General features: G+C 61.7%; 22 protein-coding genes. 10 read left to right on the top strand and 12 right to left on the bottom strand.

Annotated features, from left to right (window positions below; all coding sequences use genetic code 11):
• The first annotated feature begins 34 nt into the window (after nt 1–34).
• The gene (locus ACP7BV_RS14050; RefSeq protein WP_426104616.1) at nt 35–2,083 is read left to right on the top strand and encodes a TonB-dependent receptor; all 2,049 of its coding nucleotides are present in this window, start codon (nt 35–37) and stop codon (nt 2,081–2,083) included.
• Nucleotides 2,084–2,271: 188 nt separating this feature from the next.
• Here the strand turns inward: ACP7BV_RS14050 and ACP7BV_RS14045 are convergent, their stop codons facing one another.
• The 6 genes from ACP7BV_RS14045 to ACP7BV_RS14020 form a co-directional block, all read right to left on the bottom strand.
• Nucleotides 2,272–4,512 (bottom strand): RelA/SpoT family protein, encoded by a 2,241-nt coding sequence (locus ACP7BV_RS14045; RefSeq protein ID WP_426104614.1) that lies wholly within the window; start codon nt 4,510–4,512, stop codon nt 2,272–2,274.
• A gap of 52 nt (nt 4,513–4,564) precedes the next feature.
• The gene (rpoZ, locus tag ACP7BV_RS14040; protein ID WP_295997292.1) at nt 4,565–4,768 is read right to left on the bottom strand and encodes a DNA-directed RNA polymerase subunit omega; all 204 of its coding nucleotides are present in this window, start codon (nt 4,766–4,768) and stop codon (nt 4,565–4,567) included.
• 32 nt (nt 4,769–4,800) lie between these two features.
• Entirely contained in the window at nt 4,801–5,445 is a 645-nt protein-coding gene (gene gmk / locus ACP7BV_RS14035; RefSeq protein WP_426104612.1) for a guanylate kinase, read from the bottom strand.
• Between the two features lie 87 nt (nt 5,446–5,532).
• Nucleotides 5,533–7,020: a family 43 glycosylhydrolase gene (locus ACP7BV_RS14030; protein WP_426104610.1), complete on the bottom strand. Its 1,488-nt coding sequence runs from the start codon at nt 7,018–7,020 to the stop codon at nt 5,533–5,535.
• Between the two features lie 130 nt (nt 7,021–7,150).
• Nucleotides 7,151–8,689: a M64 family metallopeptidase gene (locus ACP7BV_RS14025; RefSeq protein WP_426104609.1), complete on the bottom strand. Its 1,539-nt coding sequence runs from the start codon at nt 8,687–8,689 to the stop codon at nt 7,151–7,153.
• Between the two features lie 249 nt (nt 8,690–8,938).
• Entirely contained in the window at nt 8,939–9,826 is an 888-nt protein-coding gene (locus ACP7BV_RS14020; RefSeq protein ID WP_426104608.1) for a YicC/YloC family endoribonuclease, read from the bottom strand.
• A 107-nt stretch (nt 9,827–9,933) separates the two neighbouring features.
• Between ACP7BV_RS14020 and ACP7BV_RS14015 the strand changes: the two genes are divergently transcribed.
• The 5 genes from ACP7BV_RS14015 (at nt 9,934) to ACP7BV_RS13995 (ending at nt 14,327) form a co-directional block, all read left to right on the top strand.
• Nucleotides 9,934–10,926: a serine/threonine protein kinase gene (locus tag ACP7BV_RS14015; protein ID WP_426104607.1), complete on the top strand. Its 993-nt coding sequence runs from the start codon at nt 9,934–9,936 to the stop codon at nt 10,924–10,926.
• 16 nt (nt 10,927–10,942) lie between these two features.
• Entirely contained in the window at nt 10,943–11,893 is a 951-nt protein-coding gene (locus ACP7BV_RS14010; protein WP_426104606.1) for a PP2C family protein-serine/threonine phosphatase, read from the top strand.
• Between the two features lie 16 nt (nt 11,894–11,909).
• Nucleotides 11,910–12,638, top strand: coding sequence for a ribonuclease PH (rph, locus tag ACP7BV_RS14005; RefSeq protein WP_426104605.1), 729 nt, complete (start codon nt 11,910–11,912; stop codon nt 12,636–12,638).
• Entirely contained in the window at nt 12,589–13,176 is a 588-nt protein-coding gene (locus tag ACP7BV_RS14000) for a hypothetical protein (protein ID WP_426104604.1), read from the top strand. Before rph ends, ACP7BV_RS14000 begins: the two co-directional genes overlap by 50 nt.
• Nucleotides 13,177–13,286: 110 nt before the next feature.
• Nucleotides 13,287–14,327, top strand: coding sequence for a hypothetical protein (locus ACP7BV_RS13995; RefSeq protein ID WP_426104602.1), 1,041 nt, complete (start codon nt 13,287–13,289; stop codon nt 14,325–14,327).
• A 131-nt stretch (nt 14,328–14,458) separates the two neighbouring features.
• Here ACP7BV_RS13995 and ACP7BV_RS13990 read toward each other — a convergent pair whose 3' ends face one another.
• Nucleotides 14,459–14,833, bottom strand: coding sequence for a winged helix-turn-helix transcriptional regulator (locus ACP7BV_RS13990; protein ID WP_426104601.1), 375 nt, complete (start codon nt 14,831–14,833; stop codon nt 14,459–14,461).
• A 92-nt stretch (nt 14,834–14,925) separates the two neighbouring features.
• Here ACP7BV_RS13990 and ACP7BV_RS13985 point away from each other — a divergent pair, with 92 nt between their 5' ends.
• Both ACP7BV_RS13985 and ACP7BV_RS13980 read left to right on the top strand, forming a co-directional pair.
• On the top strand, nt 14,926–15,168 hold the full coding sequence (locus ACP7BV_RS13985) for a hypothetical protein (protein WP_426104600.1): 243 nt from the start codon (nt 14,926–14,928) through the stop codon (nt 15,166–15,168).
• A gap of 3 nt (nt 15,169–15,171) precedes the next feature.
• The gene (locus tag ACP7BV_RS13980; protein ID WP_426104599.1) at nt 15,172–15,498 is read left to right on the top strand and encodes a hypothetical protein; all 327 of its coding nucleotides are present in this window, start codon (nt 15,172–15,174) and stop codon (nt 15,496–15,498) included.
• A gap of 20 nt (nt 15,499–15,518) precedes the next feature.
• Here the strand turns inward: ACP7BV_RS13980 and ACP7BV_RS13975 are convergent, their stop codons facing one another.
• On the bottom strand, nt 15,519–16,367 hold the full coding sequence (locus ACP7BV_RS13975; RefSeq protein ID WP_426104597.1) for a DUF3616 domain-containing protein: 849 nt from the start codon (nt 16,365–16,367) through the stop codon (nt 15,519–15,521).
• A 243-nt stretch (nt 16,368–16,610) separates the two neighbouring features.
• Here ACP7BV_RS13975 and rdgB point away from each other — a divergent pair, with 243 nt between their 5' ends.
• Nucleotides 16,611–17,195 (top strand): RdgB/HAM1 family non-canonical purine NTP pyrophosphatase, encoded by a 585-nt coding sequence (gene rdgB, locus ACP7BV_RS13970; protein WP_426104596.1) that lies wholly within the window; start codon nt 16,611–16,613, stop codon nt 17,193–17,195.
• Entirely contained in the window at nt 17,192–18,430 is a 1,239-nt protein-coding gene (gene hemW / locus ACP7BV_RS13965) for a radical SAM family heme chaperone HemW (protein WP_426104594.1), read from the top strand. Before rdgB ends, hemW begins: the two co-directional genes overlap by 4 nt.
• 269 nt (nt 18,431–18,699) lie before the next feature.
• On the opposite strand, the gene ACP7BV_RS13960 is transcribed toward hemW, so the two are convergent.
• From ACP7BV_RS13960 to ACP7BV_RS13945, 4 genes are all read right to left on the bottom strand, one after another.
• The gene (locus ACP7BV_RS13960; protein WP_426104592.1) at nt 18,700–19,665 is read right to left on the bottom strand and encodes a M28 family peptidase; all 966 of its coding nucleotides are present in this window, start codon (nt 19,663–19,665) and stop codon (nt 18,700–18,702) included.
• 84 nt (nt 19,666–19,749) lie between these two features.
• The gene (locus ACP7BV_RS13955) at nt 19,750–21,138 is read right to left on the bottom strand and encodes an efflux transporter outer membrane subunit (protein ID WP_426104591.1); all 1,389 of its coding nucleotides are present in this window, start codon (nt 21,136–21,138) and stop codon (nt 19,750–19,752) included.
• Complete coding sequence (locus ACP7BV_RS13950) at nt 21,131–24,292, bottom strand: efflux RND transporter permease subunit (RefSeq protein WP_426104589.1); 3,162 nt, start codon at nt 24,290–24,292, stop codon at nt 21,131–21,133. The genes ACP7BV_RS13955 and ACP7BV_RS13950 overlap by 8 nt, the downstream gene beginning before the upstream one ends.
• 15 nt (nt 24,293–24,307) lie before the next feature.
• Nucleotides 24,308–25,561: an efflux RND transporter periplasmic adaptor subunit gene (locus ACP7BV_RS13945; protein ID WP_426104588.1), complete on the bottom strand. Its 1,254-nt coding sequence runs from the start codon at nt 25,559–25,561 to the stop codon at nt 24,308–24,310.
• Nucleotides 25,562–25,703: the final 142 nt, after the last annotated feature.

Raw genomic sequence — 25,703 nt, 5'->3', positions numbered from 1 at the left:
AATCCTTGCTGCCCCACTGACCACTATTCGCTCCATGACGCCAAACCTGCGCTGCGACCCTGCTTTTACCGCTGTTTTTGCCGCTGTCTTGCTGCTGTGCGCTACGCGCGCCGGGGCGGCCGAAGGCGACCCCGACGCCGGTACCGGCCGGGTGGTCATCACCGCCTCGCGCACCAGCCAGATCGGGGTGGCCGATTCGGCCAACAGCGGCGTGGTGACGCAGGCGCAGCTCGAGGCGCGCACCGTCTACCGGCCGGCCGAACTGCTGGAAGCGGCGCCCGGCCTGATCGTCAGCCAGCATAGCGGCGAAGGCAAGGCCAACCAGTTTTATCTGCGCGGGTTTAACCTCGATCACGGCACCGACTTGCGCACCACCGTGGACGGCATGCTGGTCAACCAGCGCAGCCACGCCCACGGCCAAGGCTGGAGCGACCTCAATTTCCTGATTCCCGAACTGACCGACCGGCTGGATTACCGCAAGGGACCGTACCACGCCGACGAGGGCGACTTTGCCGCCGCCGGCGCGCTGGCGGTGCGCTACGCTGAAGTGCTCGACCACGGCATTGCCACCCTGGGCCTGGGGCAGAACGGCTTTCGGCGCGCGCTGCTGGCGCACTCGCCGGCCGTTGGCAAGGGCAACCTGCTGTACGCGCTGGAAGTGTTCCACAACGATGGCCCGTTTACGCGCGGGGACGACTTCAACAAGGTCAACGGCGTGCTGCGCTACAGCGAAGGCAGCGCCGCCAACGGCTTTAACGTGACGGCCATGGCGTACAAGGCGCGCTGGCAGGCGACCGACCAGATTCCCGCACGGGCCGTGGACGATGGCAGGCTGGGGCGCTTCGACGCGGTCGACGGCACCGATGGCGGCGCCTCGCAGCGCTACAGCATATCTGGCAACTGGCGCGCCGATTCGGATGCCGGCGCGACCAAGGTCAACGCATACCTGATCGCCAACCGGCTCGACCTGTTTTCGAATTTCACGTATTTTTTGGATGACCCGATCAACGGCGACCAGTTCAGCCAGCCGGACCGGCGCGTGACCGCCGCGTTCAATGCCGAGCACCGCTGGGACAACTACCGGGTCGGCATCCAGCTCCAGAACGACAATATCCATAACGGCTTGTACGACACCACTGCCCGCACGCGCCGCGCCACCACGCGCGAAGACCATATCGTCGAGACCAGCGGCGCGCTGTTTGGCGAGCTAACGACGCGCTGGACGCCGAAGCTGCGCTCGGTGGCCGGCGTGCGCCTGGACCACTATCGTTTTGACGTCGAGAGCGACCTGGCGGCCAATTCGGGCCGCAGCAGCGCGACGCGCGCCAGCCCTGTGCTCAGCCTGATCTTCGGGCCGTGGGCCAGGACCGAGTTGTATGTGAATGCGGGCAATGGCTTTCACAGCAACGACGCACGCGGCACCACCATCGCGATCGACCCAAAAAGCGGCGCCGCGGTTGAGCGCGTGACGCCGCTGGTGAAGGCGGTCGGCATGGAGCTGGGCGTGCGCAGCGAGTTTATCAAAGGGCTGCAAAGTTCGCTGTCGCTGTACCGGCTGGACTTCGATTCCGAGCTGGTGTTCGTGGGTGACGCGGGCACCACCGACGCGGGGCGGCCGAGCCGGCGCACCGGGTTTGAATTCTCCAATTACTACAAGCCGAACAAGTACGTGACGGTGGACGCGGACGTGGCTTTTGCGCGGGCGCGCTTTGCCGATCGCGACCTTGCGGGCGAGCGCATTCCGGGCGCGGTGGAGGGCGTGGCGTCGCTGGCGCTGGCGCTCGACCATGTTGGGCCGTGGTACGGCGCGCTGCAGTGGCGCTATTTCGGGCCGCGACCGCTCATCGAGGACAACACCGTGCGCTCGAACGCGACATCGACCATCAATGGGCGCATCGGCTACCGCCTCAGCGCGCACACGAAAATTGAGCTGGAAGGGTTCAACCTGGGCAACCGGCGCGATTCGGCGGTCGATTATTTTTATGCGTCGCGCCTGAGGGGCGAGGCGCTCGCCAGCGAAGGCGTACATTTCCATCCGGTGGAATCGCGTTCATTTCGGGTGACGCTCAGTTCCGCATTTTAGCGGGGCAACTACGCAGCAGCGGCCCTTCCCAACATCGTCCTCGCGAACGCGGGGACCCATGGAACGGATGCCCATCGCTCCTTTCAAATTAATTAGTTACAGTAACCAATTGATTCAAGGAGCACATGACTCGTCGGTTCTATGGGTCCCCGCGTGCGCGAGGACGACGGGGGGGCAGTGTTGCGAGTCTAGTTCCGCTCGCGCTCGACGCGCGTCACGCCCGTCACGCCGCGCAGGTTGCGGATCAGGTGCGCCAGGTGCACCCGGTCCTTCACCTGGATCGTAAAGCGCAACTGCGTCATCACGTGTTCTTCATCCTCGTCCATGCCCACGTAGGAAATGTTCGCGTCCGACTCGCCAATCTCGGCCGCCACGCGCGCCAGAATGCCTTTTTCATTGTTGATCAGCAACCGGATGCGGCAATCGAAGCGCCGATTGAGTTCCGTGCCCCACTGGACGGGAATCCAGCGGTCAGGCTCCTTGCTGCGCACGCGCTTGGCGCTGCTGCAGTCGCCCGTGTGCACGATCAACCCCTGGTCGCGGCGCAGCTGACCGGTGACCTGGTCGCCGGGAATGGGCAGGCAGCATGGCGCCAGCTGTACCGAGACGCCTTCGCTGCCGTAGATCGTCACGGGATCGAGTTCGCCCGGCGTCTGGTGCAAGCTGGACGGCATGGCCGCCAGATCGTCGTCGATCAGCCCAAAAATGTGGCGCGCCACCAGCGCTGCCATGCGCTTGCCGATGCCGATGTCCGCGTACAGTTCGTCCATCGACTTGGCCGACGATTCGTTGAGCAGCTTTTCAATCGTACTCTCAGGCAGGTCCGGACGGATGCTGAGCGCGGTGAGCGCCTGCGACAGCAGCTCCTGGCCCAGTTCCACCGATTCGTTCAGGTTAATGGTGCGCAGGTGATGCCGAATCGCCGAACGGGCCTTGCCGGTGCGGACAAAGGCCAGCCAGGTCGGGCTTGGCCGCGAGCCTGGATCGGTGACGATTTCCACGATGTCGCCGTTGCGCAGTTCAGTGCGCAGCGATGCTGCTTCGTGGTTGATCTTGACCGAGACGGTATGGTCGCCAATGCCGGTGTGGATGGTGTAGGCAAAGTCGAGCGCGGTGGCGCCGCGCGGCAGGGCAATGATCTTGGACTTGGGCGTGAACACGTACACGGAGTCGGGGAACAGGTCGACCTTGACGTGCTCGAGAAACTCGGCCGAGTCGCCCGTCTGCTGCTGGATGTCGAGCAGCGACTGCAGCCAGGCGTGGGTGCGCTGCTGCAAGTCCGACAGATTGGAGTCGCCGTTTTTATACAGCCAGTGCGCGGCCACGCCCGATTCGGCGGTGCGGTGCATTTCCTGGGTACGGATCTGGAATTCGACCGGCGTGCCGTAGGGGCCGATCAGGGTGGTGTGCAGCGACTGATAGCCATTTAGCTTGCGAATGGCGATGTAATCCTTGAACTTGCCCGGCATCGGCTTGTACAACCCGTGCAGCGTGCCCAGCGCAACGTAACAATTGGCGAAGCTGTCGACCACGACCCGAAAGCCGTACACGTCGAGCACCTGCGAAAACGACAGGCGCTTGCTGCGCATTTTTTTGTAAATGCCGTACAGGGTCTTTTCGCGGCCGTACACTTCGGCCTGCAGCTCGGCCACTTGCAGCGTGTTCTTGACCGATTCGAGGATTTTCTTGACCACTTCGCGCCGGTTGCCGCGCGCCGCCTTGACCGCCTTGGCTAGGGTGCGATAGCGCACCGGATACAGGTGCGAAAACGCGAGGTCTTGCAGCTCGCGGTAAATATTGTTCAAGCCCAGGCGGTGCGCAATGGGCACATACACTTCCATGGTCTCGGAAGCAATGCGGCGCTTTTTGGACGCCGGCATATGGTCGAGCGTGCGCATATTGTGCAGGCGGTCGGCCAGCTTGATGAGGATGACGCGCACGTCCGACGCCATGGCCAGCAGCATTTTGCGAAAGTTTTCGGCCTGCGCTTCGATCAGGCTCTGAAATTCGATTTTTTCCAGCTTGGACAGGCCGTCGACGAGGGTGGCGACGGGCGAGCCGAAGCGCTCGGTCAGCTCATCTTTTTTGACATCCTGGTCTTCCATCACATCGTGCAGCAGCGCGGCCATGATGGCCTGGGCGTCAAGCTTCCAGTCGGCACAAATTTCGGCCACGGCGATGGGATGGGAAATATACGGTTCGCCCGACTTGCGGACCTGGCCCAGATGCATCTCGTCGGAAAAACGATACGCTTCCTTGACCTTTTTCAGTTCGGAGGGAGTGAGATACTCGGCCAGCTTGGCTGACAGCAAGGTAACCGATGCCACGCCCGGCACAGGGGCGGGCGGGACAGGTTCCTGCTTGGACCCGACGCGCGATGCGCGGGTCTTGGGCGTGCCTGGGAGTGTCGTATCCGGAGTAAGGTTCATACTTAAAGCCTACCAGAATTACGGGTGAACACTCTGAAACAGGCTACAACAATTACATCGGGACCTTTTTGAGCATCTCGATACCGACTTTGCCCGCTGCGATTTCGCGCAGTGCAACGACGGTTGGCTTGTCTTTTGCGTCAACCTTTGGCGTGTGACCCTGCAGCAACTGACGAGCGCGATAAGTCGCGGCCAGGGTCAGTTGAAAGCGGTTAGGGATACTTTTCAAGCAATCTTCAATTGTAATGCGGGCCATCTTTACTCCTAATTAAACAATGGTGTGAGACGTCACGGTTGTTGCGCATGGATACCCAGTTGGGCAAATAGCGAGGCGTTGCGCGCAGCCTGTTGGGCAACCCGGCTGCGTGACGCTCTGACAATCGCGCTCATCTCCGACAAGGCGACGTTGAACTCTTCATTGATAATAACATAGTCGAACTCCGGAGCGTGAGAGATCTCACCCCCGGCGGCCAGCAGACGGCGCTCGATCACGTTTTCCTCATCCTGGCCGCGCTTGTGCAGGCGCTCGGACAAAGCGGCAATCGATGGCGGCAAAATAAAGATGCCTACCGCCTGGGGAAATTGCTTTTTGACCTGGCGGGCGCCTTGCCAGTCGATTTCCAACAGGATATCGGTGCCAGCCGTCATTTCCTGTTCGATGATGACGCGCGAAGTGCCGTAGTAGTTGCCGAAAACTTCGGCCCATTCCAGAAATTCGCCGCGGCCTGAGCGCGCGACAAAGTCGTCGGCGGTGGTGAAGTGGTATTGCACGCCGTCCGTTTCCCCAGGACGCGGGGAGCGCGTGGTGGTGGAAATGGACAAGCCGATGCCCGGTTCCTGCGCCAGCAAGGCGTTGACCAGGGTGGACTTGCCGGCGCCGGACGGGGCGGCGACGATGAACAGGCTGCCGGCGAAGGCGGGGGTAAGTGGCATATTTTCTTTCTGGCGAAGGCCCATGCGATAGGGCATTCTACCAAAATCTGATGCTGCCGCGACAGCTTGATGGCCCCCTTCATCACCCTAATTGATGCGCTCGAACAGCCAGCGCTGCGGCGCCAGGCCGTTATCGGTCCATTGCTGGACGATGCCGCCGTCGGCCAGGTTGCCGTCCCGATTGTCGAGCATCAGTCCACCGTTGCGGTTGCGCACGCCAACATGCTGGCTTGCGCCGGGAACCAGGAGCCAGTGCTGATTGGTGCTGCCAATGTCGGGATAGGACTTGAGCTGCACGCCTGGCGCGGTGCTGAAGTTGTAAACATCGGCTACCTGGCCGTTGAAGCGCGACGTCAGCTTGACGTACCCGGCGCCGGCCGGGTCAAGCGACCATTGCTGGTCGGTATTGTTCACGTTGGTCCATTGCCATATCGCAGCGCCTTGCGCGGGGCCGGCGCGGTCGATGCTCATGACCTTGCCGCTGGCCTGGTTGCGGATGCGGTACCAGATGGTGCCGCTGCCTTCGCCGGCCGGACGGCCGAGCGGAAGGCCGGCTGCGACGGGTGCGCCGATCACCGGCGTGTCGCCATTCCAGGTAATTTTCTGGATGCGGGTCGTGCGCCCATTGCCGCAGCCCTGGCCACTGGCCGGATTGGCGTGGTAGACGATCCAGTCTTCGCTGCCGTCGGGCGACTTGGCAAAGCCGTTATGGCCGGGACCGAAAGCGCCATTGCCCTTTTGCAGGATTGGCGCGGCAGCCTTGCTCCAGTTGCCGGCCAGCGTCAGGTCGGCCGTCAGGTTGGCGCTTAGCAAGCCAAGCTTGTAGTCGTCGGTCCAGCAGCCGCTGGCCGAGAACGTCATATGCACCTTGCTGTTGTGGACGATGAATTGCGGCGCTTCATTGACGGGCGCGCCCAAGGTTTCCCATGTGTACGTCGGTGTCGCGATGATCGCGCCGCGGCCAATGAGTGTGCTCGGACTGCTCATTTTGGCGATCTTGATGCGTTGCGGTCCGCCGCCCGAAATATCGGACCAGGCCATGTAGAGCTGGCCGTTGATGCGGGCCACCGTCTGGTCGATTGCCCAGCTGTCGTCGCTGTCGGCGACTTTGACGGGCGCGCCAAAACTGCCCGTGGTCGGGTCGGCGCTGGTGTTTTTCATGACGAAGACGCGGTGCTGGTCATCGCTGCCGGCGGCCGAAAAATACAGATACCAGGCGCCGTCAATGAAGTGCAGTTCCGGCGCCCACAAGTCCTTGGAGGTACAGCTGGCGCCGCTGCACGCCCCTGATTTGACGAACACCGTCCTGGGCGTGCTCACGCCAATGCCGGAAAGCGTTGGGGACTTGGCAATTTCCAGCTTGTCCCAGCCTGGCGACGTGGAAACGAAGTAATAGATTCCGTCGCTATGGCGCACCACGTGCGGGTCGGCCGATGAACGCGTGGCCGGCCCGACCGGGTTGATGAAGGTCGTTGAGGCTGCCTGGGCGGGCGCGCTCAGGAAAAGCGCTGCTGCGACGCCGATGGAGAAAACAGCCTTGATGGGGTGACCGCGACGGGTAGGGCGTGGGTGCATGGCATGCTCCGGTCGGTTGCGGCCGCGGTTGGCCGTGCAAACGAGTATCCGGGAGCACCCACGCTGTGTCTAATATGATCTTTTATATCGGCCCGCCGCAAAAAAGTATCGCGGCGGGCCTTGCTGCCGATTACGGCCTTGGTTTCACGAACAGGCTGACAGTTGTCAGGCGGCCACCCGCGAAGGTCTTGCACGTGTTGCCGAGAATCGTCCAGCCGGCCGCCTGCAGGTTCGATGCCGTGTCCCACGGCTGGAAAGCACAGCTGGTGCCGTCGTGGGTATCGTTCAGTCTGCACGAGTCGCCGTAAGTGGGGTCGATCGCGCGGGTATAAAACTGGCTAGGGCAAGCCGTATAGTACTTGTTGATGACCGAGTTCAGTACGGCTTCGTTGACCGCGTGCCAAGGAAGGCCCAGCGTGCGCATTTTCGAGTTTTCCGTCGGGCGATAGATGCCAGTTGTGCAGTATTTGCCGCCAACAAACATCCCGACCGTGCCGTTCGGCAGCGCGTTAATCGGGGTGGGGACGGGCGTGCTGCCGGCAATCTTGCTGCCCCATTTGGCTTGGGTGCGCGACAAATTGCGTGTCACGTCCGGCTCCGCCGGTTCGCCGGCGGCGCAGTTGCCAAGGTCATATTCGTCGGCCAGCAAAAATGCCGAATGGCCCATTTCATGCAAGGCCATGTCGATCTCCGAGCCGCTGTCCGAGGCCACGCGCGCGGAAACGCCCATCGTGGCCGCGCCGCCATAGCGCGTCGAGTTGACGACGATGACGATGAAGTCGCGCGCATCGGGCGCGAGCACGGAACTGACCGCGCCAAGCACCTTGCTATCGTCGAGGCAAATCGAGCGCTCTACGCCGCCGCAGTTGTAGGTGGCGTCAAAGGCCGTGCTGCGGTAGATACCCTTGTCCGGCTCGTCGGCGCCTGATTCGACGCTGGCCACGTCGACCCGGCGAATGCTGATGCCGGCGCGCGCATTGTTGAACACTGGATCGTTCAGCATGCCTGTCGCAATCCGGTTCGCATCCATTTGCCACTTGCCCATCTCGGCGGCCGTATAGCCTTCGGCGAGCAGCACGATATCCATGCGCTGTGCCGGCGGCCCGCTGTCGACAATGGTGGCGACGGTCGGCGTGCCCCCGGCGGCGGCAGTAGCGGCCAGCATATTGAGTCGCTCGGCCTTCGTTTTGAGCTTGACGCCATTGATCGCATTGCGGTCGAACTTGGCCAGCGCGGCGGGCGCGCTTGCACCTTTTGCCAAGGCGGCCAGATCCTTGTTCGAGGGCAGCACTTCGATACTGGCGACATCGGTACCGTAAGGGATGGACACTTCCAGCACACCCGCATTGAGCTGAACGGTCCGGGCGGCGGCGATCTGTCCGGTTTTCGGGTCGAAGCCTTCCGCGTGGAAAGTCAGGTTGTTGGCGATCTCGGTTTCATAGACGATCACGCCTTTGCTGTTGCGGCTCACCAGGCGCCAGCTGGGGCCGGCAATGTGTTCGCGCTTGGGCGTGATGGCAAAGTGACCGGTTTCGACGTGGGTGGCCTGAAATGCTACACCGGTCTTGCCTTGCGCATAGTTCAGGCGCAGCGACAGGTTGTCGGCCAGCGCGAGCTGCGAGGTCAGCAGCATGGCGGCCGTGAGACCTGCTAATTTAAATCCGTTCATTCGTATCTTCCATTCTTCAAGGTTCGTGTAGACGACTGTAAAACATGCCATTCGCCTAAGATTGCTTTATAAGCATTGCGATACTAACACGTGACAATGTCTTAAATGAAACTTTTGAATGGGTGGTATCGGCGGGACGGAAAGATTGACTGTTGCTTGGCCGCACCAGAGAAGCTGGAAGGCGCTGCCGGGCGGCAGATAGCTGCGAGCAAGCCGATGCGTCAACGCGACCGGCTTGCCTGCACCGCGCTACTCCAGGTTTTGCACCTGTTCGCGCATCTGCTCGATGAGCAGTTTCAGTTCCATCGACGCATCGGCCAGTTCCTTGACGGAGGCCTTGGCGCCCAGGGTGTTGGCTTCCCGGTTCAATTCCTGCATCATGAAATCGAGCCTTTTGCCAACCTGGCCGCCTTTTTTGAGGATATGCCGCGTTTCGGTCAAATGCGCCGTCAGGCGCGACAATTCCTCGGAAACGTCGATCCGGATGCCGTACAGCGTGACTTCCTGGCGGATCCTTTCGAACGCTTCCTGACGCGTCAAGGTCGACGGCGTGCCGTGCCCGGCCAGTCCGAGCGCGTCTTGCATGCGTTCGATGGCTTTTTGCTGGAATTGCGAAATGACTTGCGGAATGAGCGGCGTGATGCGCTTGACGATGACGTCCATCGCATCGATGCGCGAGACGAGCATCGTTTCGAGCGCGGCGCCTTCGCGGCGGCGGCTGTCGACAAAGGCGGCTATGGTCTTGATGGTCAAGGCGGCAACGTCGGCCTGCAGCGACTCCTGGCCCACTTGCGCTTCCTCAATGACGCCGGGCCAGCGCAGCAGTTCGGCCACCGTCATGGTGGGAGCCGAAACAAAGTGCTTGGTCACCTCGGCCTGCAGGCGCGCCAGGTCGACCAGCAGGCCCGCGTTGAGCACCTGCGACGCACCGGCCACCTTGCGCCCGAAACTCAGGCGCGCTTCGACCTTGCCGCGCGTGATTGCGGCCATAATGGCCGCGCGCAGATCGGGCTCCAGGGCGCGCAGCTCATCATTAATGCGAAACTGCAGATCGAGAAAGCGCGAGTTGACGCTCTTGATTTCGATCGTAAGGGTGCCAGCCGCGCCTTCGCTCGTGGCAACCGCGTAACCTGTCATGCTAGAAATGCTCAATGGAGTCCCCGGTATTTATCGTTTGCACTTTTATCTTAGCTTTACAAAGCACAGTTTTATCCACACAATCGCCGTGTTAAGCAAGGAACCCTATGGCTGCACAAAATAACGCTCCATTGCCCGATGGGCTTGAAATTGCCGGATATCGCATTGTAAAGAAAATTGCGTCCGGTGGGTTCAGTATTGTATATCTCGCTTATGACGTCGACGGGAATGCTGTCGCGATCAAGGAATACCTTCCCAGCGCCCTGGCGTTGCGGCAGCCGGGCGAACTCGTGCCCGTCATTTCCAAGCCTAATCTGGCGGTGTTCCGGATTGGCTTGAAGTGCTTTTTTGAAGAGGGCAGGGCGCTGGCCCGCATTTCGCACCCGAACGTGGTACGCGTACTAAATTTCTTCCGTGGCAACGAAACGGTCTACATGGTGATGGCATATGAATCAGGCCATTCGCTGCAGGAGCAAATCGCGCGCCTGGGCGCCAAGGGCAGCCGGCTCAATGAAGCGTTCATCCGCCAGATCTTTATTGGCGTGTGCGCGGGCTTGCGCGAAGTGCACACCAACAAGCTGCTGCATCTCGATTTAAAGCCGGCCAACATTTATTTGCGTACCGATGGCACCCCGATCGTGCTCGATTTTGGCGCCGCGCGCCAGACCTTCAATGCCGACGTGCCCAAGCTCACGCCCATGTATACACCCGGTTTTGCGCCGCCCGACCTGTATTCCAAAACGGCGGCACTGGGACCTTGGTCCGATATTTACAGTATCGGCGCTTCGATGTTCGCCTGCATGGCCGCGTCGCCCCCGCAGGCGGCCGACCAGCGCAAGATCGAAGACAAGATGCCGGGTTACTACCTGAAGCTGGAAGCGAACTATTCGCCCGAGCTGATCAAGATGGTGAAATGGTGCCTGGAACTCGATCCGCTGGCGCGTCCGCAAAGCTTGTTTTCGCTGCAAAAGGAACTGGCGATGCCGCGCGTGCCAAAAGCGGCCGATGCGAGCGCCACGGACAAGGTGCTTGGCGGCTGGCGCGGCCTGATTGACCGCATGGGCATGGGGCGCAAAACGCCTGACGATAGAAACACCTGATGAGAGAGTCAATATAATGCAATTTTCCGTATATCAGGAAAGCCAGATCGGCGGGCGCAAGGTCAACCAGGACCGCATGGGCTACAGCTTTACGCGCGACGCGCTCTTGCTGGTGCTGGCCGACGGCATGGGCGGCCATTTGCGCGGCGAAGTGGCGGCCTCGATTTTCATGCAGGCGATGTCGAACCTGTTCCAGAAAAACGCGACGCCGTATGTCAAAAAGCCGGAGCGCTTTCTCGAAGAAGCGTTCATGGAAGCGCACCACGAAATTCACCGCTACCGCGCCGCCAACAATTTACCCGACACGCCGCGCACCACGGCGGTGGCGTGCCTGATCCAGCACAATATCGCCACCTGGGCCCATTGCGGCGACTCGCGCCTGTACTGGCTGCGGCGCGGCCAGATCCTGGGCCGCACGCGCGACCATTCGCACATCGAGCACCTGATCGACAAAGGCATGGCCGACCCGTCGGAGCGCTCCAGCCATCCGGACCGCAACAAGCTGTACAACTGCATCGGCGCCTCGTCGCTGCCCAAGGTCGATATCGCGCGCCCCGCGAGCCTGCAGTCGGGCGACGTGCTGATGCTGTGCTCGGACGGGCTATGGTCGATGCTGTCGGACGAAGACCTGGTGCACCGCCTGTCGACCCAGACCATCGTGCGCGCCATTCCCGACATGATCGCGACCGCCACCGCGATTGCCGGCGACAAGGGCGATAACGCGACCGCGCTGGCAATCATGTGGCAAGGCTCGCCGGAAGTGGAAACGGCGGTCTCGAGTGCCGACGGCATGGCCACCGTGATCTCGACCATGATGCTGCCCGATAACCTGGTCAGCACCACCATCCAGGCCAATACCGAACCGGAAAACCCGAGCGAAGTGGACGCCTTCAATGACGACGAAATTGAAAAAGCGATTGCCGAGATTCGCGGCGCGATCGAAAAATCCTCCCAGATTATTAAATAATTAAATAAGGCTTTCCATGACGTTTGTTACACGCCCGAGCGGGCGCGCGGTTGACCAGTTGCGCGCAATGCGCATCACGCGCCAGTACACCAAGCATGCCGAGGGTTCGGTGCTGATTGAATGCGGCGACACCAAGGTCATTTGCACGGCCAGCATCGAGGACAAGGTGCCGGGCTTTTTAAAGGGCAAAGGGCAGGGCTGGATGACGGCCGAATACGGCATGCTGCCGCGTTCCACGCACACCCGCATGGACCGCGAGGCGGCGCGCGGCAAGCAGTCGGGCCGCACGCAGGAAATCCAGCGCCTGATCGGCCGCTCGCTGCGCGCCGCGTTTGATTTGAATGCCTTTGGCGAGCGTACCTTGCAGATCGACTGCGACGTGCTGCAGGCAGATGGCGGCACGCGCACCGCGTCCATTACCGGGGCGATGGTGGCAGCCTATGACGCCTTCCATCAACTGGTGCACAAGGGCGCGATCGGCGCGGTGCCGGTCAACAGTTTTGTGGCCGCCATTTCAGTGGGCGTGTATCAGGGCATGCCGGTGCTGGACCTCGATTACATCGAAGACTCGGGCTGCGACACCGACATGAATGTGGTGATGACCGATGCCGGCCATTTTATTGAAGTACAGGGAACGGCCGAAGGCGCGGCATTCGATCGCGCCGGCATGAACCGCTTGCTCGATTTGGCGCAGGGTGGCATCGCGGACATTATCAAGTTGCAGAAGCAGGCGCTGGGTATTTAAGCGCAACCGTACTCCACTACCTCGGAAGGCTGCCTTGAAATTTCCCTATTCTTTTTCCTTGCCGCCAGAGCCGCCGCAGCCGAAAGCGGATGCCGCGCTTGTTGAGCATGCCTACAGCGAATTCCGGCTAAATTTACCGGCTCACTGGCTGCAAGCGCCCACGTCCGAAAAGAATGCCTGCAATTTTCACTCGGAGCAGGACAAGGCGACGATTACCGTCAGTGCCGATCTGTATGAGATTGCCGAAGCGAAGGCGCCAGCCCTTGCCGAACACTGCCTCGACAGTCGGCACGCGGCGCTGACCAAAGTTAGTACCGGTGTCACGGTACTGAACCGCAGTATCAAGGCCTTCTCCGGCGGCGGCGCCCTGGAAATGCATCTCAGCGCGCAATTGCCGGACAAGCAAGTGTATCTTTACCTCGGCTACGTTACATCGCGCAAGATATTCAATTTCACGCTGGTGTGTGAGCCGGGCAATGACGCCGCGGCAGCATTGTTCAAGCAGATCATGGGGAATTTGCGGGTTTTGATTCCCTGATATTGCTTAGTAGCCAAAACAATTTTCTTCACTTTTGCAACAGGCCACTGCTATTGCGGGGCCGTGCTGGCGCGGCCTTTCCCGGCGCCAACTTTTGGAAGCGAACCACGATGCGTCAGTCGATCATCTCCTTGTTCATCATGTCGCTGCTGTGCGGCAGTGCTGCGGCGCAAACGGCGTGGCGCCAGCAAGCCAGTGGCACCACAGCCTCGTTGCGTGGCCTGTCGGTCGTCAGCGACAAAGTGGCGTGGGCCAGCGGTACGCAAGGCACGGTGCTGCGCACCGTCGATGGCGTGCGCTGGCAAGTGATCAATGTCGCCAATGCAGAGAAACTTGATTTCCGCGACCTCCACGCGTTCGACGAGAAGAACGCGGTCATCATGAGTGCCGGCCCCGGCGACGCCTCGCGCATCTACCGCACCTCGGACGGCGGCGCCTCATGGCACTTGCAGGCAACGAACCAGTATGCCGAAGGCTTCTGGGATGCGATGAGTTTCTGGGATGCGAACAATGGCATTCTGTTCGGCGATCCGGTCAAAGGCAAGTTCCAGGTGCTCGTCACAGCCGACGGCGGTGCAAACTGGAACGAAGTACGCGGCAGCGGCCTGGAAGCATTGGAAGCCGAGGGCGCGTTTGCCGCCAGCGGCACCTGCCTGACGGTCGCCGGCAAAGGCGACGTGTGGATCGGCAGCGGCGGGGCGAAGACATCGCGCGTGTTCCATTCGTCCGACCGCGGCGCGACGTGGCAGGCCGCGACAGTAGCGATTCCGGCTGGTGCGCCGACCAAGGGTGTGTTCTCGCTGGGCTTTCTAAATCCGCGCACCGGCATGGCCGTGGGCGGCGATTACAAGGAAACGAAGCTGGCAACGCTGAACGGCGTGCGCACCGAGGATGGTGGCACGACATGGGCGCCGGCGGCGATCTTGCCGGAAGGCTTCATGTCGGTCGTGATGCCCGTGCCGGGCGCGCCCAACAGCTTCGTGGCGGCCGGGTTGGCCGGATCGGGTTTTTCGCGCGATGGCGGCAAGAGCTGGAAAGTGCTCGATCTTACCGCAGTCAACACGGTTGGATTTGCTTCGCCGACAGCCGGGTGGGCGATCGGGCCGAAAGGCTTGGTGTTGCAGTATACGGGGCCTGCGCTAACCCAATAATTTCCAAGGTACGGATCGATGCCGTCGACCCTTCCGATACGAGACTTCACCCCGTCTGGGCCCTTTGAGGTGGTCCGACTGCAGAATCTGCTTGCGATGTTAGCGGCGAGTTGACCTTGGAACGATGATCGTCAAGCCCGCGACTGCTCTTCTGTCACGGCGTTCTCATTCCCAGTTTCGCCAAGCATCTGCTGCCAGTCTTCCGACCATTTCAGTAAAGGCATCATTGCCTGCAGCAAGCTCACCCCGGCCGGGCTCAGGGAATATCCGCCCGACGCTGCCGTTTCAACGATGCTGGTGTCGCGCAATTCGTGCAGGCGCTGGTTGAGGACCGTGGGCGACATCGCGTCGCAGCGTTCGCGCAATTGTCGAAACGTCAGCGGAGCGCCGCGCAACTCCCAAATGATGCGCATTGCCCAGCGCCGTCCCAGCAGGTCCAGCAAGGCCATGATGGGACGCCCGGTGTGGGAGCCGCGTACCGGTTGGCCTGGTTTTGGAACACTCATCAATTCTCCTGTTGCTACATATTGCGTAGCGTCGTGCTACACTATTCGTAGCATTTCTGATTATATCAGTCGTATCCCTACAGGAGAATCCCATGGCCGCCGCCAGAATCGCCCCGCTCGACGCACCCTTTGAAGCTGCCATCGCCGACACGTTCGCCCGCTACTTGCCGCCTGGCCTGGAGCCGCTCAAGTTGTTTCGTACGCAGGCAAACAATCCGCGCGTGTTGCAACGCATGTTCGCGGGCAATCTGCTGGACAAGGGTTCCATTGATCAACGCACTCGCGAGCTGGTCATCCTTAGAACATGCGCCCGCTGCGGATCGGAATATGAATAGGGCGTGCATGTTGCCTTGTTCTCTAAAGCCGCGGCGTTGAGCCCGGCCGACGTGGCGGCAACGCTGGCGAACGCGCCGGCGGGCAGCGGCTTGCCGGCGCACGAAGCGCTGTTGCTACTGGCCGTGGACGAGCTGCATGACACGTCAACGATCTCGGATGGGCTATGGGATCAATTGGCTGAGCATTATTCTTCAGCGCAGATTTTGGAACTGATTGCCCTGGTTGGCAACTATCACGCGGTCTTATTCATGACCAACGCGACCAGGGTGGAACTGGAAGCATTTGCTCCCCGTTTCGCCGGCGAGCAAGCCACCAGTCCTGCGCCATAGGGTGGTGCAAAAGGGGCGAATCAGAGGGTGAGCGTCACGCTTTTGAATGCTTGATCGCGCTGCGGCGTGTCCTTGACGTGCTTGCCGCCGTCGTCGCTCAGGATCTGCAGCGAACTGGTGCCGGGAATGGCGAATATGGCTTCGGGGCGCAGCGTGGCGAAGTCGGCGTGCGCCACTGCAACAGGCTGGTCGCTTGCGTCGCCCGACCAGCGGTAAAGCGCAAAACGGCCCCGGTCTGCCGGGGCGCCGGCCACGATGACGTAGGTGTCCGCCACCAGATCAATGCTGCGAATGGCCAGGCCGTCCAGGTCCAGTTCGATCGCTTCGCCGAACACGGCTGCTGCGCCGTCGATGATCTGCGCTGGATTGAGCAGCGGGATGATCAGCGCCATGCCGCGCGGAGCGGGATTGCGCAGGCCAATCAGTACGCCTCCTTGCAAGGTGGCGGCCAGGCCTTCGATGTTGAACGCACTGTCCGCTTCCGGCGAAAGGCCAGAAGCCTGGGCAAACGCATAGCGCTGCAGATGGGGCGCGGCGACCAGGTCGGCCAGCAAGCCGGCGTAGGGCTGTCCCATCGGTACCACGACGCCGTTGCGCAATTGCGTGGCAAAGAACCGGTGCCTGCCTTCCTGGTGATTGCCTTTTTTGTTGCGCCCGTGCGACGAAATCCAGTAGATGCGCTCGCCAATTGTCGCTGCGCCTTCGAGGTCCGATTCCTGATCTTTTTTAGTGCCCAGGAACGGGGAGAGATCGACTTCGGCCACGGGGCGGGCCACGCCGCGCCGGTAAACCAGGAGTTCGTTGCGCTCGTCATTGGCCACGACGAAGAGATCGGTGCCAAGCGCCGCCGCGGCGGAAGCGTCGCACATGCCGTAATAAACAAATGCATCCTCGAATGGGGAGTGCGCGGAAAAAATCGGTGGCGGCGGGGTGGGCAAAGGACTGTTCATCCACAGATGATACTGATTTTTCGGATGCCGGTGCGCCTGCTTCCCGGGCCGCAGGGCGCGTTACGAACATACATCCAGACAATGCCTTGCCTGGTTTATCGCTGGCCGGCGCCCGTTAGGGCTTAAAATGTCGGCTGCCTTATCGCCACCAGAGAACGCCACATGACCCAACGCCTGATCCTCGCTTCCAACAATGCGGGAAAACTGAAGGAATTCAGCGAACTTCTCAGCCCTATCGGCTTTACCCTGCATCCGCAAGGCGAGTTCGACGTGCCTGAAGCGGACGAGCCGTTTGCCACCTTTGTCGAGAACGCGCTGGAAAAGGCGCGCCATGCGTCGCGCTTGACGGGCCTGCCGGCGCTGGCCGACGATAGCGGCGTGTGCGTCAATGCCTTCGGCGGTAAACCTGGCGTCTGGTCGGCGCGCTTCGCCGGCGAGCCCAAGTCCGACGCGCGCAACAATGCCAAGGTCATTGCCGATCTTGAGGTGCATGCCGACAAGTCGGCTTATTACTATTGCGTGCTGGTCTATGTGCGCCACGCGGACGACCCGCAGCCGGTGATCGCGGACGGCCGCTGGGACGGTGAAATTACGCCGCTGGCGCGGGGAACGAATGGCTTCGGCTACGATCCGCATTTTTTCATTCCGTCGCTGGGCAAGTGTGTGGCGCAATTGTCGCCGGCGGAAAAAAATGCCTTGTCGCACCGCGGCCAAGCCTTGCGCGCACTTGTTGAAAAGCTGAAATGATTCCCATCAAAGTCATCAGCGGGGAGCCCCAGCCGGCACCGCGTTCGCCAGCCGCCAGTGCCTTGCAGTACCTGCAGCCGGGCGCGCTGAACCTGTCGGCGCTGCCGCCGCTGTCGCTGTACATTCATTTTCCATGGTGCGTGCGCAAGTGCCCGTATTGCGACTTCAATTCGCACGAAGCGAAGGGCGCGTTTCCCGAAGAGGAATACCTGGACGCCGTGCGGCTCGATTTGGAGCAGTCGCTGCCGCTGATCTGGGGCCGCAAGATTTACACGATCTTTATTGGGGGAGGCACGCCCAGCTTGATGTCGGCCAAGGGACTGGACCGGTTGATGTCGGATGTGCGCACCTTACTGCCGCTCGACGGCGCGTGCGAAGTGACGATGGAAGCCAATCCCGGAACCTTTGAGGCTGAAAAATTCAAGTCCTTTCGCGCCAGCGGCATCAATCGCCTGTCAATCGGCATTCAGAGTTTTAACCCGCGCCACTTGATGGCGTTGGGACGCATTCACGACGACAATGAAGCGCGGCGCGCCGTCGAGATTGCGCACGCCAACTTCGACAATTTCAACCTGGACTTGATGTATGCGCTGCCGTCGCAAACGCTGGGCGAAGCCAAGCAAGACCTGGAGACGGCTTTGTCGTTCGCGCCGCCGCACTTGTCGCTCTACCACTTGACGATGGAGCCCAATACACTGTTTGCCAAGTATCCGCCGTCCTTGCCGGACGACGACGCCAGTGCGGACATGCAGGACATGATCGCCAGCGAAACCCGCGTGGCCGGCTTCGAGCAGTATGAGGTATCGGCGTATGCGCAGCCCGGACGGCGCGCGCGGCACAACCTGAATTATTGGGAATTCGGTGACTACCTGGGCATTGGCGCCGGGGCGCATTCCAAAATTTCATTTCCGCACAGGGTGTTGCGCCAGGCGCGGTTCAAGCAGCCAAAGGCCTACATGGAGGCGGCGCGCGCGGGCAATCCGGTGCAGGAGGAGCATGAGATCGGGCGCGACGACATGGGCTTTGAATTCATGCTCAATACGCTGCGCCTGACGGGCGGATTTTCGCCCAATCTGTTTGGCGAGCGTACGGGAATGGGCATCAATGCAGTCGACAAGACGCTTAATGAGGCCGAGGCGAAAGGCTTGCTGTACCGGGACCACCGAATGATCCGGCCAACCGAATTGGGGTTGCGCTTTTTGAACGATTTGCAGCAAATGTTTTTAAGCGAGTAGTTGTTGAACTTGCGGGCAATGGCTGACGAACCTTTCACATCGCCCTCCCGTACGCGGCTTGCAGAAGGGGCGACGGTGCAGCAGCAGCACATCGTCCTCGCGCATGCGGAGACCCAAGGAACGGTTCAACAGAGCAACGGTTCCATGGGTCCCCGCGCGAGGACGATGTAGCCGGAGCTTTGTTCGCGCGATGAAGGGGAAGCTTGGTTCGCGCGCTGTAGGGGAAGCTTTGCTTGCGGTGTCGGACAGCCCAATGATATCAACACCTGTCACATGCGCACCGGCGCCGCAATCCCCTCGATCACTTTCGCCAACCCTTCCACCACCCGCGCCATGCTCGGGTAATCGAGCTTGTCGGGCGTGTCGTCGGCCGTGTGATAGTAGGGATAGCGCAGGAAGGCCGTGTCGGTGATCATGATGGCCGGGTAGCCATGGCGGTTATAGGAGGTATGGTCGGACCACGTCACGCCCTCTACATACGATGCCGCCGCCAACCCCTCGGCCGGGAATGGGGACGCGGCCTTGAACGCGGCCAAGGCCTTGCGCACCAGTTCCGACGACGCTTGCGTCCCCACAAAAGCAATAAAATTGCCCGTGTTTGGGTAGCGATTTTCCAGTCCCGGCGGATAGCGCTGGCTGCCCCCGGCCTGCGAATAATAGCCGATGGTTTCCAAAATCAGCGCCGCCGCCACCGGCTGGCCGCGCGCGCGTAAATCGCTGGCGTGCTGCCAGCTGCCCATGCCGCGGCCGCCAAAGTAGGGAGGTTCCTCGTTGACGAAAAATACGAACTTCAATTCCGTGCCCTGGCTGAGGTGGATGCCCTTGAGCATGCGCGCCAGTTCGAGCACGGCGGCCGTGCCGCTGCCGCTGCCATTGTCGTTGGCGCCAGGCGCGCCGGGCGCCGAGTCGTAATGCGCACCGATGATGAAGATGCGGTCCGGCGCCTTGCGCCCGGCACTGTTGATGAGGGACACTTCAAGGTTGCGCACCGTATGGCCGTGATAGCCGTATTGCTGGCGCCTGACGTTGTAGCCCAGCGCGGCGAGGGTGGTTTCGATATGGGTGGCGGCGTCTTCGAGCGCGGCTGGTTTGCCGGTGTTGTGTTCGACCGTGGCGACCCGACCCACATGGTGGGCGAGCCGCGCGTCCAGCGATGGCGGGGTGGGTGCGGCCGCCATGGTGGCGATCACTAGCACGGCCAGGATAAAGATTGATTTGATGAAATGGGGTGGCATGAACAGTCCTCGTTGAAGGATAGGACTGCTGCGCCAGCGATTAGTTCAGGGCGGCGAGGGCGAAGCCGCCCGCGCCGCCGGTGCTTATTGCGTCCCCGTCCAGCCCCCACCAAGGACGCGATACAGCGTGACCTGGTTTTGCAAGCGCGCCAAATTGGCCTGCACCGCCGCCTGTTGCGCGCTGAACAGCGAACGCTGCGCATCGAGCAAGTCCAGATAGCTGGCGGCGCCGCTGCGATAGCGCAAGTCCGACAGATTGAAACGCTCCTGCTCGGCCTCGGCCACCGAACGCTGCGCGCGCAATTGTTCGCCGTAGGTCGCTTGCCCGGCCAGCGCATCGGCGACTTCCCGAAATGCCGACTGGATCGTCTTTTCGTATTGGGCGACGGCGATGTCACGCCCCGCGCGCGCGCTGCCGAGGTTAGCCTGGTTGCGGCCATAATCGAAAATCGGCAACACCATTTGCGGCGCGAACGACCAGCCGAACGAGCCGCTCTTGAACAAGCCGCTCAGCTCGCCGCTGGCGCTGCCCGCGCTGCCCGTCAGCGAAATGCGCGGGAAAAACGCGGCGCGCGCGGCGCCGATATTGGCGTTGGCGGCAATCAGTTGCTGCTCGGCGGCGCGAATGTCGGGCCGCACGGTTAGCAAGTCGGACGGCAATCCGGACGGCAATTCGCTCAGTGCCGTTGCCGCCAGCGTGTTGCCGGGCGCGGGGTTGGCGGGCAAGGTTTGTCCGATTAGCAGCGTGAGTAAATTGAGGTCTTGCGCGCGCTGGCGTTGTTGCTGGGCCAGCGTGACGCGGGCGCTGTCGACCAGCGACAAGCCCTGCTGCAAGTCCAGCTTGGACACCACGCCATTGTCGTACTTGAGCTGGATCAGGCGCAGCGATTCGCCGCGCGCTTCCAGCGTCTTTTGCGTCAGGGCCAGCAATTCGTCGTCGGCCAGCGTGGCCAGGTAAGCGTTGGCGACCGAGGCAATCAGGCTGATGTGGGTGGCCTTGCGTGCTTCTTCGGTGGCAAGAAACTGCGCCAGCGCTGCATTGTTCAGGCTGCGAACGCGCCCGAACAAGTCGAGCTCGAAGGAGCTGACGGCGAACCCCGCGCTGTAGTTGCTGGTGGTACTGTCATTTGGACCGGGCGCGCGGCTGCCCGACACCCCCAGGCCGACCGAGGGCAGCAGATCGGCGCGACGAATCTGGAACTGGGCGCGCGCCTGTTCGATGTTGAGGATGGCCACGCGCAAGTCGCGGTTATTCGTCAACGCCAGACCAATCAATTGCTTCAGGCGCGCATCGGCAAAAAAACCTTGCCACGCGATCGAGTCCGCCGCCTGGCTGGACGCAGCGCCGGCGATGGGGAAGCTGGGTGCAACGAGTGCGGCGGGGCGCTGGTACTTGGGCGCGAGCGACATGCAGCCGGTCAGGGCCAGGGCCAGCGCCAGCGGCGCGGCGGTGAGAACAGAGCGCTTAACCATGATTGACCTCGACAGCAGGAGCGGCGGCTTCTTCGTGCGCATATTTCTTGCGCTGGCGCTCGCTTCCCTTAAACAATTTGCGTACCAGTACGAAGAACACCGGTACAAAGAAGATGCCCAGGGCGGTGGCCGTGACCATGCCGCCCATCACCCCGGTACCGATGGCGCGCTGGCTGGCCGATCCGGCGCCGCTGGCCACGACCAGCGGCAATACGCCGAGGATAAAGGCAAACGAGGTCATCAGGATCGGACGGAAGCGCAGGTGGCACGCTTCGATCACGGCTTCGGCGGCGGACTTGCCTTGCGCCTGCAAGTCCTTGGCAAATTCAATGATCAGCACGGCGTTCTTGGCGCCCAGGCCAATGATGGTAATTAAGCCCACCTTGAAGTAAATGTCATTGGAAAACCCGCGGCTGCTGGCCGCCAGCAGCGCGCCCAAAACGCCCAGCGGCACCACCATCAGCACCGAGACCGGGATCGACCAGCTTTCATACAGCGCCGCGAGCGACAGGAACACGGCCAGCAAGGCAAAGCCGAGCAAGATGAAGACAGTCGAGCCGGACAGTTTCTCTTCGCGCGACTGGCCGGTCCATTCGAAAGCAAAACCGGGCGGCAACTGCGCCGCCAGGCGTTCCATTTCAACCAGCGCGTCGCCGGTACTGCGCCCTTTGGCGGCGTCGCCGGCAATGCGCATGGTCGGGTAGCCGTTGTAGCGCACCGTCTGCATGGGGCCGGTAATCCAGCGCGTGGTGGCAAAGGCCGACAAGGGCACCTGCTGCCCACGCGTATTGACGGCGCTCAGCTTGAGCAAGTCTTCAGGCTGCATGCGGTTCGGCGCGTCGGCCTGGACCACCACGCGCTGCAAGCGGCCGGCGTTCGGGAAGTCATTGATGTAGCTCGATCCGAGCGAGGTCGAAATGGCGGCATTGACGGCGTCAAACGACACGCCCAGCGCATTGGCCTTGTCGCGGTCGATATCGAGCTGCACTTGCGGCGCGTCTTCCAGTCCTTCCGGACGCACGCCTGCCAGCACGGCGCTTTGCGACGCCATGCCGAGCAATTGATTGCGAGCAGCCAACAGGGCGTCATGACCTAAGCCGCCGCGGTCTTGCAGGCGGAAAGAAAAGCCGGTGCTGCTGCCCAGTTCGGGAATTGGCGGCGGGCTGATCGCGAAGATGAAGGCGTCGCGCACGGTCGACATGCGTCCGGAAATGCGCCCGGCAATATCTTGTGCGCTGTGGCCGGCGCCATTGCGCTCTTTCCAGTTCTTGAGCGTAATAAATCCCAGCGCCATATTCTGGCCGGAACCGGAAAAGCTGAAGCCTTGCACGCCCACCATGCTGGCCACTTCAGGCTGCTTGAGGATGAAGTCTTCCGCTTCGCGCAGCGCCTTGCCGGTGCGCTCGAGCGTGGCGCCCGGCGGCAGCTGGAAGTTGGCGATGATGTAGCCCTGGTCTTCGGCCGGCAGGAAAGCGTTCGGCATGCGCACGAACAGCAAGCCCACGACCGCAATCACGGCCACGAACACGATCATTGCGCGCCCCGTGTGGCGCAGTGTCTTGGCCACAAAACCTTCATAGTTCTTGGCCGTTTTGGTAAAGCCGCGGTTGAACCACCCAAATAAACCGGTCTTGGCATGATGGTGGCCCGCTTCAACCGGCTTGAGGAAGTGCGCGCACAGGGCGGGGGTGAGCGAGAGCGCCATAAAGGCCGAGAACAGGATCGACGACACCATGACGGCCGAGAACTGGCGATAGATGTTGCCTACTGCACCGCCAAAAAACGCCAGCGGCACGAACACGGAAATGAGCACCACGGTCACGCCGATGATGGCGCCGGAAATCTGGCCCATTGCTTTACGCGTGGCTTCCAGCGGCGACAAGCCTTCTTCGCTCATGATGCGCTCGACGTTCTCGACGACAACGATGGCGTCATCGACGACGATGCCGATCACCAGCACCATGCCGAACATGGTCAGCACATTGATGGAAAAGCCGAGCGCAAGCAGCGTGGCCAGCGAACCGAGCAGGGCAACCGGCACCACGATGGTGGGAATCAAGGTGTAGCGGAAATTTTGCAAGAACAAGTACATGACCAGGAACACCAGGATCACCGCTTCGATCAGCGTTTCTACCACTTGGCGGATCGAAATATCCACAAAAGCGGAGCTGTCGAAGGGGACCGCGTAGGTCATGCCGGTCGGGAAGTACTTGGACAATTGGGTCATGCGCTCACGCACCAGCTTGGCTGTTTCCAGGGCGTTGCCGGACGGCGCGAGCTGGATGCCGATGCCGGTCGAGGGCTTGCCGTTCAGGCGCGCGGACGTGGCGTAGCTCTGGCCGCCGATTTCAATGCGGGCTACGTCCTTCAGGCGCACGGTCGAGCCGTCCGGATTGGCGCGCAGTACGATATTGCCGAATTGTTCGACATTGCTCAGCTGACCCGTGACCACGACGGTAGCCGTAATCAATTGCCCGCCCACGTTAGGCAAGTCGCCGATGGTGCCGGACGAGACTTGCGCATTTTGCTGGCGGATTGCATTGTTGACGTCGGTTGGCGACAGGTTGAAGCCGACCAGCTTGGCCGGATCGATCCACACGCGCATGGCGCGCTCGGTGCCGAATAATTGCGCCTGGCCGACGCCGGGAATGCGCTGGATTTCCGGCAACACGGTGCGCGACGCATAGTCGCCCAGCGCGATCGGATCCCATTTCGGGTCGTCCGACGACAGGATGGTAAACATCAGGAAGTTCGAGCGCGCCTTGTCTACGCGCACGCCCTGCTGCACCACGGCCTGCGGCAGGCGCGGGGTGGCGCGCGCCAGCCGGTTTTGCACGTCCACCTGGGCCAGGTCGGGATTGGTGCCGGTCTGGAAGCTGAGCGTAATGGTGCCGGCGCCGTTGGCCTGGCTGTTCGATTCCATGTAGATCAAGCCGGGCGAACCGTTCATTTCGCGTTCGATGACGCTGATGACGGAGTCTTCCAGCGTTTGTGCGGACGCGCCCGGGTAGGCGGCATTGATGACGATTGCCGGTGGTGCAACAGCCGGATACTGCGCAATAGGCAATTGCGTGATTGCCACGGCGCCCATCACCATGATGAACAGCGCGATCACCCACGCAAAGATGGGGCGTTCAATAAAAAAGCGAGCCATGGAGAAGTCCTGTCTTTATTTGGTGGCGGCGGCAGCAGGGGCGGCGGCGGCGGCGGCGGCAGGGGCAGCGGCAGGGGCGGTCGCGGTCCACGGCACCGGCTTGACCGTCATGTTGGGCGCCTGCATTTTCTGGAAGCCGTCGACGACGACCAGTTCGCCTTCCTTGATGCCGTCGAGAACGACCCAGTTGCTTCCCTGCTGGGTAGAAATCTTGATCGGGCGCGGGCCGGGTTTGCCGTCGGGACCGACGATGATGACGGTGTCGCCCTGGGTACCGCGGGTCACGGCTTGTTGCGGCACCAGCATGGCGGCCGGCAAGGACGATTGCGCAATGCGGGCGCGTACGTACTGGCCCGGCAACAAGGTGCCATCACTGTTCGGTACCTCGGCGCGCAGCGTGACCTGGCCCGAGGTCGGATCGACGCTGACGTCGGAAAACAGCAGCTTGCCCTTTTGCGGCAATTCGGAACCGTCGTCAAGCATGATGGTGACCGGGGTGGTGCCGCCGGCAAGGGACTTTTGGCCGGAAGCTTTGCGCAAACGCTGCAGTTCCGAGGCCGACTGGGTGAAGTTGACGTAGACGGTGCTGGTTTGCTGGATCAGTGCGAGCTGGGTGGCTTCAGCGGCCGAGACGAGCGCGCCTTCGGTCACCAGCGCGCGCCCGATGCGCCCGGCAATAGGCGCCGTCACGTTGGCGTAGCCGGCATTGATGTGCGCAATCTGCACTTGCGCGCGCGCGGCGGCCACATCGGCTTCGGCCGTTTTTTGCGCCGCGACCACGTTCACGTACTCTTGCTTGCTGACGGCATTGGCCTCGACCAGCGGCTTGTAGCGCGCGGCCTGGGCCGCCGCCTGGGTCAGGTTGGCCTGGGACTTGCCGAGGTTGGCGCGCGCGCTGTTGAGCGCGGCGGCGTACGGCCCCGGGTCGATCTGGAACAGCGACTGGCCGGCCTTGACTTCGCTGCCTTCGGTAAACAAGCGCTTGAGCACCACGCCGTTGACGCGGGCGCGCACCTGGGCAACGCGCACCGGCTCCACGCGGCCGGGCAACTCCGTCTGCAGCACCACCGCTTGCAGCTTGGCCGTGACGACGCCTACTTCCGGGGGTGGCTTGGGGCCGCCTGGGCCGCCTGGCCCGGGGGCGCCAGCAGTCTTGTCGCCGCAGGCGGAAAGGAGCAGCAGCGCGGCGAGCGTGGTGGCGGCGATCCGCTTGACGGTCGGGGGCGGGGTCGGAGTCGGAGGCGGAATGAGGAGGGAAGCGTGGCGCATTACGTGGACATCCTTTTGATTGATAATAGCGATTAGTTGTATTTACGGCACAGCAATTTGACGGCGTGATTCAACTAAACACTGCTTTATATGATTCTGAATATACTATCACGAATGTATGTTTAATGTTTTCGGTGCCTAA

It is taken from the genome of Massilia sp. TSP1-1-2, assembly GCF_049896185.1.
GTDB lineage: Bacteria > Pseudomonadota > Gammaproteobacteria > Burkholderiales > Burkholderiaceae_D > Telluria_A.
This window is presented reverse-complemented; position numbering and strand designations above follow the sequence as displayed.